This is a genomic window from Flavobacterium bizetiae, assembly GCF_902804475.1.
GTDB classification, from domain to species: domain Bacteria; phylum Bacteroidota; class Bacteroidia; order Flavobacteriales; family Flavobacteriaceae; genus Flavobacterium; species Flavobacterium bizetiae.
Genome location: NZ_CADCSU010000162.1, coordinates 1 through 10,265, shown reverse-complemented (window position 1 = coordinate 10,265; position 10,265 = coordinate 1). Strand labels below are relative to the sequence as shown.

Genomic DNA, 10,265 nt, shown 5'->3' with positions numbered 1-10,265 from the left:
ACTTACTGAATGTTTCAGATTTTTAAGCATAATTTATGCCGAATAAATTTGGTTCTTTCATTAAATTTATGTAAACTGAAATATAATTCTACATAAATTTATTTTTTAGAAGACCATTAAATAGAAAAAATCAACCTCTATTTTTTTTAAAATTATAGTTTCAAAATTAGAAGTAAAAACTAGAAATTTTCAATTACTAAACTTTTTGATTTTTTTATAAAAGTCTATATTCTCAAAACAAAAAAGCACCTTAATATATAGAACAAAAAAACCGAAGCATTTAGCCTCGGTTTTCTTGTATTTTATACATTAAATAATAATAAAAACTATCTTGTCACGCCCTGACTAGCGATCCAATCTGAATATTTTTTAGCATTAATGGTATGCTGTTCGTATGTTGATGCAAATTCATGGTATCCGAAACGGTCTACGCTTGCACAAAAATAAATATAATCGTTTTTCTCCGGATTCAAAACCGCTTCTAAAGCTGTGATATCAGGCATGGCGATTGGCCCTGGAGGAAGTCCGATATTTACATAAGTATTATAAGGAGACTTCATAACCAGATCATTATAGAAAACTCTTTTAATAACCTGATCAAAATTATTATCTCTAAGTTTTAAAGCATAAATAACCGTTGGATCTGCTTGTAAAGGCATTTCTAAACGTAAACGATTCAAATAAACACCCGCGATACGAGGTCTTTCGTCTTTTTTAACCGATTCTTTATGAACAATAGAAGCTAAAATTGTAGCCTGAACAGGCGTTAAACCTTGTTTTTTAGCTTTTTCGATTCTTTCCGCCGTCCAGAAATTGTGATATTCTTTGATCATTTTATCACGGAATTTCTCAGCAGAAGTGTTCCAATAAATCTCATACGTGTTCGGGATAAACATCGCAAAAACATTGTCTTCATTAAAACCATTTTCTTTCAAAAAGGCAGGATCTTTTATCGCTTTCATTAATGATAAACTATCTGCTTCAATCTCTGCACCTACTCTTCCTGCAAAGTTTTCTAAGCGTTCCTGATTGTTAAATGCTAATTTTACCGGAATATTGGCACGCATTGCACGAACCAAATCAATATTATTCATATCTTTTTTAAGTAAAAAACGACCTGATTTTACATTTTCAGGATAACTTCTTTTACTGGCAACCATTTCAAAATTGTCGAAATTTTTAATATAAGGCGCTAATATTTTTTTAACATCTGTATAGTTTGCTCCGGTAGGAACATATACGTAAAGTTCTTTTTCTTCGAATTTTGTGTTGGCGCTGAATATTTTATTAATTAAAATAAATCCGTAAACCATTAAAACTGAAATTACGGCTACAGCAATTATCGTGATGATTTTTTTTATGCTCAAAGTCTTAAATTTAAATTTGTTTGTTAATTAATTGAAAAATTGCTTCGTCATGATAGTGGTTATTCAGCAAAATCCAATCTTTTTTAATTCCTATCTTCTCAAAGCCAAATTTAGTAAAAAGTGCTATACTTGCTACATTTCCTACAGCAATATTTGCATACAATTGATGCAAATTTAAATTATGAAAAGAATACTTAATTAAAAGCTCTAAAGCCTCAGAACCAATATTTTGATTTCTGTTTTCACCTTTCTGGATAACAATTCCAACACCTGCCCTGTTATTTTTAGGATCAAATTCGAATAAATCAATCAAACCAATAGCCGGAAAATCCTGATCCTGACAAATTGCCAAACGCAATTGTTTTGCTTCGTAAATATCCTGTTGTGCATTTTCAAGATACTGACGAACTAAAAACCGACTATAAGGTGTTTGTGTGTTACTAACTTCCCAAATGCTTTCATCATTTTCCATCGCATAAACAAACTCTAAATCATTAGGTTCTAATGCGCGCAGATAAATATTTTCTCCTTTGAGTGTTATCATTACTTTATTTTAGATTATGGTTCTTGGAATTTGGAATTTTGGATTTTTATATCTCTATTGTTCCTTTAAAAACAAATTTTGCAGGTCCGGTCAGGAAAACATTGGTAAAATGATCTCCCAATTTATCAAACGAAACAACTAATTTTCCGCCTTCAACATTTAAGTTAATTGAGGTTTTATCTGTTTCACCAATAGCATTCATAGCAATTGCTACAGCTGTTGCACCAGTTCCGCAAGCCAGAGTTTCATCTTCAACACCTCTTTCGTAAGTACGAAGCGAGAAAGTGCCGTCATCAACTTTTTTTACAAAATTAACATTGCTTCCTTTTTCTCCATATAATTGGCCATAACGAATTGCAGCGCCATTCTCTTTTACATTATAATGTTCTAAATCATCCACAATCTGAACGTGATGAGGAGAACCTGTATCTAAAAAAGTATAAGCATCTTTCTTTTGCACTTCATCAACATCGATCATTTGTAAAGAAATGATAGCATCATCACCTACAGAAGCATGATGCAAACCATCTGTTGCGATAAATGTAGCTTCGTCTTTGATAACACCTAACTGATTTGCAAATGCTACTAAACAACGTCCGCCATTTCCGCACATTGAACTCTGATTTCCGTCAGAATTATAATAGACCATTCTAAAGTCAGTTTCAGTATCATTTTCAAGCAAGATCAGTCCATCTGCTCCTATTCCGAAACGTCTGTTGCACAAACGTTCAATCAATTTAATATCTTCTTTTGGAAAGAAATTTGTACGGTTATCAATCATTACAAAATCGTTTCCTGTTCCTTGGTATTTATAAAATTCTATTTGCATTTTTTTTACATTAATACTACAAAAGTACGAACAAATAATTAATGAAATGTTAATCAATGTTAAAGAGCGTTAAACCATTTTATTCGTTAATTTTTTGAATTATTTTTACGTAAGATTACTTAAAACATAAATTATAATAACTTAAACATATAATATAACTATGAAAAGACTTTCAACCTTATTTTTGGTTTCGCTACTTAGTGGTGCAACTACGCTTGGTGCTTACAAGTTATTATTTGAAAGCAACAATTCTTTTTTTGGAAGACAAAATTCTGTTGTTACTCTTGCCCCTAATTCATTTGGAAAGAATGTTGCCCTGTCTGCCGAAACAGTTGATTTTACAGCTGCCGCAGATAAAACAATTCACACGGTTGTTCACGTAAAAAATGTGTCGCGCAGAACGGTCAGTAATCCTATGATGGAATTTTTCTACGGTTATGGCGGTCAGCAACAACAAGAACAAGTTGGTACCGGATCCGGTGTTATTATTTCTGAAGACGGATATATTGTAACCAACAATCACGTAATTAAAGATGCGACCGAAATTGAAATTACCTTAAACAATAAAAAATCATACAAGGCAAAATTAATTGGTACCGATTCTAAAATGGATATCGCTTTACTAAAAATTAATGCTGATGAAAAATTACCTTATACTGCTTTTGCAAATTCTGATTCGGTAAAAATTGGCGAATGGGTTTTGGCAGTTGGAAATCCGTATAATTTAACCTCGACTGTAACGGCCGGAATTGTTTCGGCAAAAGCCAGAAATCTGGACACAAACGGAATTCAGTCTTTCATTCAGACTGATGCTGCTGTCAATCCGGGAAATAGTGGTGGTGCATTGGTAAATACAAGAGGAGAGTTAATTGGTATTAATACCATGATTTCGTCTATGACAGGTTCTTATGTTGGATATTCGTTTGCTGTTCCTTCTAATATCGCCAGAAAAATCATCGAAGATATTATGGAATTTGGAAATGTACAAAGAGGAATTTTGGGTGTTGAAGGCGGAGAATTGAATAGTACGGCGTCAAAAGAACTAGGTGTTACTGAAACTCAAGGTTTTTACATCAGTAAAGTTTCTAAAAATTCAGGAGCAGAAAAGGCCGGTCTTGGTAAAGGAGATATTATCGTAAAACTTGACGATCAAAATATTGCAACTTATGCTGATCTTTCAGGATACATCAATACCAAACGACCAAATGATGTTGTAAAAGTAACTTATATTAAAGAAGGAAAAACTAAAACAGTTCCGGTTACTTTAAGTAAAAATGAATTTTTTAGTACCGAAATTAAAGGTATTGAATTGGAAAATATTGATGCTGCCGATAAAAAGAAATTCAGAATTGATTATGGTGTAAAAATCAGAACGATTAATAATGAAAATCTGAGACAATATCAAAACGAGTTACAAGGCAACATCATTCTTAGTATTGATAATGTAAAAGCAACAAACGTTGAGACGGTTTCTAAACTTTTAAACAGAAAAGACGAAGGACAAAGTGTTCGTTTGGAAATGATCAATAAAAACGGAGAAATCCTTAGAATTATTATTTAAAAAAAACTCAGTTTACAATCTCAGTATTCAGTCAAAAAACTGCTAGCTGAGACTGAAACTAAAAACTCAAAAAAGCCATCTTAGAAATAAGGTGGCTTTTTTATTTTTCAAAAATAAATCACAAAATAGTTTACGAAATCGATTGAAATGGATACTTTTGCGCAAAATTTAAAAATATTCGTGTATTTATTTTTTCAATTTAATCAATTATGAGCAAAAAATCTTTGTACCAAAAAGAGGTATCATTACAAGTCGACCGAAGAAGAGCTGGTGTCGAATTAATAAAAATCATAAGCGATTTATGGTATGACAAATCCATCGAAATGGTTTTATTCAAAAATCAGTTATTGGATAAAAATGTCAGCGATATTATCAATTTGCATCAATATGCAGGTGAATTTGTGGGTAAACCTATCACCATTTTTGATTCGGTTGAAATCGCAAAAGTGATTTTATCATTAGATCTTCCACCTGCAAAATTAGATCTTGGAAAATTGACTTACGAATATCGTTTAGAAGATGAAAAATATCCTGATGCACGATATTTTGTTTACGATAAATTAAAGGAAGCTAAATCATCAGAAGAAATTCAACCTAAAGATATCGTTTTGTACGGCTTTGGAAGAATCGGACGTTTATTAGCGAGAGAATTAATGTCGAAAACCGGAAAAGGAAACCAATTGCGTTTGAGAGCGATTGTAACCCGTGACAAAAATGACGCATCAACTTTAGAGAAACGAGCTTCTCTTTTACGTTATGATTCTATTCATGGAGACTTTCAGGGATCTGTAATTGCTGATCCAAAAAATAATGCACTAATCATCAACGGAACAACCGTACACATGATAACTGCAAATTCTCCGGAAGAAATTGATTATACACAATACGGAATTAATGATGCTTTAGTCATCGACAATACGGGAGCTTTTACTACCGAAGAAGCTTTAAAAAGACATTTAACATCTCCGGGAACCAGCAAAGTTTTGTTGACAGCGCCAGGAAAAGGAATTCCGAATATTGTTCACGGTGTAAATCATAATGAATACAATCCGGATGAAATTACTATTTTCTCAGCAGCTTCTTGCACTACAAATGCCATAACACCAATTTTAAAAGTTGTTGAAGATACTTTAGGAGTTGTAAAAGGACACTTAGAAACGATTCACGCTTATACCAACGATCAGAATCTGGTCGATAATATGCACAAAAAATACCGCCGCGGAAGAGCTGCAGCCTTAAATATGGTGATTACCGAAACTGGTGCCGGAAATGCAGTCGCAAAAGCATTACCTTCATTAGAAGGAAAATTAACCTCGAATGCTATTAGGGTTCCTGTTCCAAATGGCTCATTGGTTGTTTTGAATTTAGAAGTTAAAAAAGCGACTTCTATTCCTGCCATTAATAAAATCATGAAAAAATATGCTCTTGAAGGAGAATTGGTAGAGCAAATAAAATATTCATTAAATAATGAATTAGTATCATCTGATATTGTTGGCACATCTGCACCATCTATTTATGATAGTAATGCCACAATCGTATCTAAAGACGGGAAAAATATTGTACTTTATATATGGTACGATAATGAATACGGCTATAGTCATCAGGTAATCAGATTAGCGAAGTATATTGCCAAAGTAAGACGTTTTACTTACTATTAATATAAAACCAAAACCAACCATTTTCTAAACCATCAAGTTCTGCTTGGTGGTTTTTCTTTTTAATTCAAAATTAGAAAAATTATATCGGTAAAACTGTTGTACTTTTTACTTCAGAAATTACAAAAACAGTATTGATAAGAGAGACTTCCGGCAATACAGATAATTTTTTCTGATGAAATTGATGATAGCTTTCCATATCAGGGATGATGATTTTTAGCATATAATCAAAATTTCCCGAAACATAATTGCACTCGACAACTTCAGGCAAATCCAGAATCGATTGATTAAATCCTTCAGATGTATCATACGTTTGCTTCGTTAAAGTCACCTGGCAATAAACCGTAAGATTATTACCTAGTTTTTTCTTGTTTAAGATCGAAACATATTTTTCAATAACCCCATCCTTTTCAAGACGTTTTACACGATCATGAACAGGCGTTAGAGACAAATTTATTTTGTTTGCAATGTCTTTTAGCGTGTAGTGCGCATTTTCCTGTAAGAGTCGTAAGATTTTTTTGTCAATTTCATCTAAAGCCATAACGAAAACGTTTTCTATAATTAATAAAAATAAGTCATTTTTTCTTTTTTGATAAGTGTAAAGGCTTTCAAATAGAATATTTTTCTGTAAAAGTATTAAATAAAATAATATTTTCTTATTTATAGGTGCTTAATCCATAATAAATTCTCTATCTGTAGTTTTGTAAAAGAATCTCAACAAAAACAAAAAAATCTAACAAAAATGATAATAGGTGTTCCAAAAGAAATAAAAAATAATGAAAACCGTGTGGCTTTAACTCCTGCTGGTGTTTCTGAAATGAAAAAACACGGACATGTAGTTTATGTTCAAGCAACTGCTGGTTTAGGAAGTGGTTTTAGCGACGAAGAATATACAACTGCTGGTGCCGTAGTTTTAGCAACTATCGAAGAAGTATATGCTATTGCTGAAATGATCATTAAAGTAAAAGAGCCAATTGCATCTGAATATCCTTTAATCAAAAAAGATCAATTACTATTTACTTACTTTCACTTTGCTTCATCAGAACCATTAACTCACGCTATGCTTGAAAAAGGTGCTGTATGTTTAGCTTACGAAACAGTAGAAAAAGCAGATCGCAGTTTACCTTTATTAGTACCAATGTCTGAAGTTGCTGGTCGTATGGCTATTCAACAAGGAGCTAAATATCTTGAAAAACCATTAAAAGGAAGAGGAATTCTTTTAGGTGGTGTTCCAGGTGTACCACCAGCTAAAGTTTTAGTTTTAGGTGGAGGAATCGTTGGAACTCAGGCTGCAAAAATGGCTGCTGGTCTAGGAGCTCAGGTAACTATTATGGATTTAAGCTTGCCACGTTTACGTCAATTAGATGATATCATGCCAGCAAACGTAAATACAGAAATGTCTAACCATTATAATATTACAAGAGCAATTAAAGATGCTGACTTAATTGTTGGAGCTGTTTTAATTCCAGGAGCAAAAGCACCTCACTTAATTACTCGTGATATGCTTAAATTAATGCGTCCGGGAACTGTAGTTGTTGACGTTGCTGTAGATCAGGGAGGTTGTATCGAAACTTGTACTCCTACAACACACGAAAATCCAACTTTTATTATTGATGATATTGTTCATTACTGTGTAGCAAATATGCCAGGAGCAGTTCCTTATACTTCTACATTAGCTTTAACGAACGCTACTTTACCTTATGCTGTACAATTAGCAAACAAAGGATGGGAAAAAGCTTGTAATGAAAACGAAGAATTGAAAAAAGGATTAAACATTGCTAACGGAAAAATTCTATACAAAGGAGTTGCTGAAGCTTGGAATCTTCCTTTTAACGAAGAGTTAGTGTTAGCAAACGCATAGTGCTAACATTAAAATAAGTGCTTACTAAACACTATCCAAAAGACTTTTCTTAATTGAAAAGTCTTTTTTTTTAGACATAAAAAAACCTGTCATAGTTTATGACAGGTTTTTATGTTATATCAGATGGATAAACTATTTTTTCTCATCTAAAACTTCTTGCAATACTTTTGCTTCTGTTCCATTTGGAAAAGTAACTTTAATCTTCTGAGCTATCGTTGGAGCAATTTCAGTAATCGCTTTTTTATCATAAGATTCACCCTTTTTTATATGCCAACCATAAAAAATAGCCGGTACATGGGTATCATATGCATAAGGCGTTCCGTGCGATGTTCCTGTGGTTGAATATTCAATATCTCCAGGTTTGTCAATGATTACTAAATCACCGTTCTGTGTTACATCATAACCTTTTGCAACAAAATTTAAGTAATAGTCATTTCCGGCATTAGCTAATATTTCTTCTTCAGTATATACCTTTTTAACTTGCGGTTGTGCAATCAAAAAGTCTTTAAATGCTTGTTTTACTTTTACTAAATCTAACTTTTTGTCTTTAATAATTTGCTTATTAAAGAACACATTAAAATTAGAGTAGTTTAAAATCAAATCAACTCCAAATGTCTTAGTTGAGAAATCCTGTAAACTCTTTTTAACTTCTTTAGATGGATAATTATCTACATTATATTTCCTGTCTTTCAAATAAATTACATTTTCAGCACCTGCATGATCTGCAGTTAAGAAAAGTAAATAATTTCCTTTCCCAACAGTTTTATCTAAATAAGTTAAGAAGTCAGCGATAGTTTGATCAAGTCTCAAATAAGTATCTTGTAACTCCATAGAACGTGGCCCTAATAAGTGACCAACGTAATCCGTAGAAGAAAAACTTACAGTTAAAAAGTCTGTAATATTATCTTTCCCTAGTTCTTCTTTTTCAATAGCTTTTTTAGCAAATTCAGCCAATAAATCATTTCCAAAAGGAGTTGCTCTCAAAATTCCGGCATCGTTCTTTTCATACATTGATTTTAAATCGTATGGAAAAACAGGAGCTGCACTTCCATATAATTTACCTTCATACGGATTATTATCCGGCAAACTTTCATTATAAGTCGCAACTGGTTTATACAAATCCCATCCTTTATTGATGTAAGACATATAATGTTTCTCATTATTGAATTCAGAAACCCACTCAGGCAATTTTTCTCCGTAGAAAGTACTAGAAATAAAAGAGCCAGTTTTACTGTACCAGAAAGCCCAATTTGCAAAATGACCCGCTGGCAAAATAGCACCACGATCTTTAAGACTTATTCCAATAACTTTACCCTCAAAATTAGTAGCCATTCTTACTTCATCAGTAATTGTAGTACTTTGTAAATTCTTAGGAGACATCGCGCCTTCAGCAGCAGTACCATCACCAACAGTTTTTACACTTGCATCATCTGTACAGTACGTTTCTTTGCCAAGAGTTCTGCTAAACCACTCATTACCTACAATTCCGTGTGTGGCAGGTGTAGTTCCAGTGTAAATTGAAGCATGTCCCGGAGCAGTATAAGTCGGCATATAATTATAATGCATATTTTGAAAAGTATATCCATTATTCATCAGTCGCTTAAATCCGTTTGGTGAGAAATCATCAGAAAACCGATATAAATATTCCATTTTCATCTGATCGACTACAATACCTACCACCAACTTAGGTCGCTGTTGAGCACTTAAATTTGAGATAACAAACAATGTCAACAATACAATACTTTTTTTCATACTTAAATTATAATATTTAATACAAAAATACAGATTCACATTTAGATAGGCTAGCCCACCCGAATTTAAAACCAGCAAACGATTATAATTTAACAAAAATTGTTACAGAAAATTACACCTAAAATTATTTGGGCGTTTCCCTCCGGGCCGGGCTGTACGCTAAATCTTTTGCGAGAGAGGTTGCAGGGTAAGGGGTAAGGCTCCGCCAGAAGTTTAGTGTTTCGCAAAAGGATACCGCTTCCATCCCTAACGCAGTCTGGTGTAAACAGAAGATCTGTTTACCAAAAGAAAATTCCAATTATAAAACTTGGAGATAAAATTCCAAATTCCAACTATTAAAAAGATGCTTACCACATATTTTAGATTAAATTACTGGACTTGGGGATAAAATTCTAACTATTAAAAAGATTCTTATCACATATTTTAGATTAAATCACAATATATAACCGCACAGCTTTGCGAACTTTATTAATTACAAGAGTAATAAAAAAAACTCATTGCGTTCTTTGCGGTTAAATATCAAACTAAACTCCCACGAAGCCTTCCAAATTAATCCATGAGAAGAATAAGAACCCATTGCGCCCTTTGCGGTTAAATAATTCAAAAGTGTTATAAAACAAAAAATCCCCATCAAATAAATGATGAGGATTCTTAAAAGAAAGGCGACGACATACTCTCCCACATAACTGCAGTACC

At 32.8% G+C, this 10,265-nt stretch carries 9 protein-coding genes; 3 read left to right on the top strand and 6 right to left on the bottom strand.

Annotated elements, in window-relative coordinates:
• Positions 1–326: 326 nt before the first annotated feature.
• From mltG to dapF, 3 genes are read right to left on the bottom strand one after another with little or no spacing between them, the layout of a single operon-like run.
• A complete protein-coding gene (gene mltG, locus FLACOL7796_RS21340) occupies positions 327–1,367 on the bottom strand; it encodes an endolytic transglycosylase MltG (RefSeq protein ID WP_173972814.1) in 1,041 nt (346 codons plus the stop codon).
• A 10-nt stretch (positions 1,368–1,377) separates the two neighbouring features.
• Positions 1,378–1,911, bottom strand: a complete 534-nt coding sequence (locus FLACOL7796_RS21335; protein WP_173972813.1) for a GNAT family N-acetyltransferase — start codon at positions 1,909–1,911, stop codon at positions 1,378–1,380.
• A gap of 46 nt (positions 1,912–1,957) precedes the next feature.
• Entirely contained in the window at positions 1,958–2,740 is a 783-nt protein-coding gene (gene dapF / locus FLACOL7796_RS21330; RefSeq protein ID WP_173972812.1) for a diaminopimelate epimerase, read from the bottom strand.
• A gap of 160 nt (positions 2,741–2,900) precedes the next feature.
• On the opposite strand from dapF, the gene FLACOL7796_RS21325 reads away from it, so the two are divergent.
• Both FLACOL7796_RS21325 and FLACOL7796_RS21320 read left to right on the top strand, forming a co-directional pair.
• On the top strand, positions 2,901–4,301 hold the full coding sequence (locus tag FLACOL7796_RS21325) for a trypsin-like peptidase domain-containing protein (RefSeq protein ID WP_173972811.1): 1,401 nt from the start codon (positions 2,901–2,903) through the stop codon (positions 4,299–4,301).
• A 209-nt stretch (positions 4,302–4,510) separates the two neighbouring features.
• Positions 4,511–5,959 (top strand): glyceraldehyde-3-phosphate dehydrogenase, encoded by a 1,449-nt coding sequence (locus tag FLACOL7796_RS21320; protein ID WP_173972810.1) that lies wholly within the window; start codon positions 4,511–4,513, stop codon positions 5,957–5,959.
• 79 nt (positions 5,960–6,038) lie between these two features.
• Here the strand turns inward: FLACOL7796_RS21320 and FLACOL7796_RS21315 are convergent, their stop codons facing one another.
• Positions 6,039–6,497 carry an Lrp/AsnC family transcriptional regulator gene (locus FLACOL7796_RS21315; RefSeq protein WP_173972809.1) on the bottom strand — a complete coding sequence of 153 codons (459 nt, stop codon included), beginning with the start codon at positions 6,495–6,497 and terminating at the stop codon, positions 6,039–6,041.
• A gap of 201 nt (positions 6,498–6,698) precedes the next feature.
• Between FLACOL7796_RS21315 and ald the strand changes: the two genes are divergently transcribed.
• The gene (gene ald / locus FLACOL7796_RS21310) at positions 6,699–7,817 is read left to right on the top strand and encodes an alanine dehydrogenase (protein ID WP_173972808.1); all 1,119 of its coding nucleotides are present in this window, start codon (positions 6,699–6,701) and stop codon (positions 7,815–7,817) included.
• 132 nt (positions 7,818–7,949) lie between these two features.
• On the opposite strand, the gene pafA is transcribed toward ald, so the two are convergent.
• Positions 7,950–9,569 carry an alkaline phosphatase PafA gene (gene pafA / locus FLACOL7796_RS21305; protein ID WP_173972807.1) on the bottom strand — a complete coding sequence of 540 codons (1,620 nt, stop codon included), beginning with the start codon at positions 9,567–9,569 and terminating at the stop codon, positions 7,950–7,952.
• Positions 9,570–10,041: 472 nt separating this feature from the next.
• A partial coding sequence (locus tag FLACOL7796_RS24745) for a hypothetical protein (RefSeq protein ID WP_232067429.1) occupies positions 10,042–10,265 on the bottom strand: 224 nt, incomplete at its 5' end.

Coding starts and splice junctions, on each gene's coding strand:
- FLACOL7796_RS21335 (WP_173972813.1), bottom strand. CDS start 1,911: ATGATAACACTCAAAGGAGAAAATATTTATCTGCGCGCATTAGAACCT.
- dapF (WP_173972812.1), bottom strand. CDS start 2,740: ATGCAAATAGAATTTTATAAATACCAAGGAACAGGAAACGATTTTGTA.
- FLACOL7796_RS21325 (WP_173972811.1), top strand. CDS start 2,901: ATGAAAAGACTTTCAACCTTATTTTTGGTTTCGCTACTTAGTGGTGCA.
- FLACOL7796_RS21320 (WP_173972810.1), top strand. CDS start 4,511: ATGAGCAAAAAATCTTTGTACCAAAAAGAGGTATCATTACAAGTCGAC.
- FLACOL7796_RS21315 (WP_173972809.1), bottom strand. CDS start 6,497: ATGGCTTTAGATGAAATTGACAAAAAAATCTTACGACTCTTACAGGAA.
- ald (WP_173972808.1), top strand. CDS start 6,699: ATGATAATAGGTGTTCCAAAAGAAATAAAAAATAATGAAAACCGTGTG.
- pafA (WP_173972807.1), bottom strand. CDS start 9,569: ATGAAAAAAAGTATTGTATTGTTGACATTGTTTGTTATCTCAAATTTA.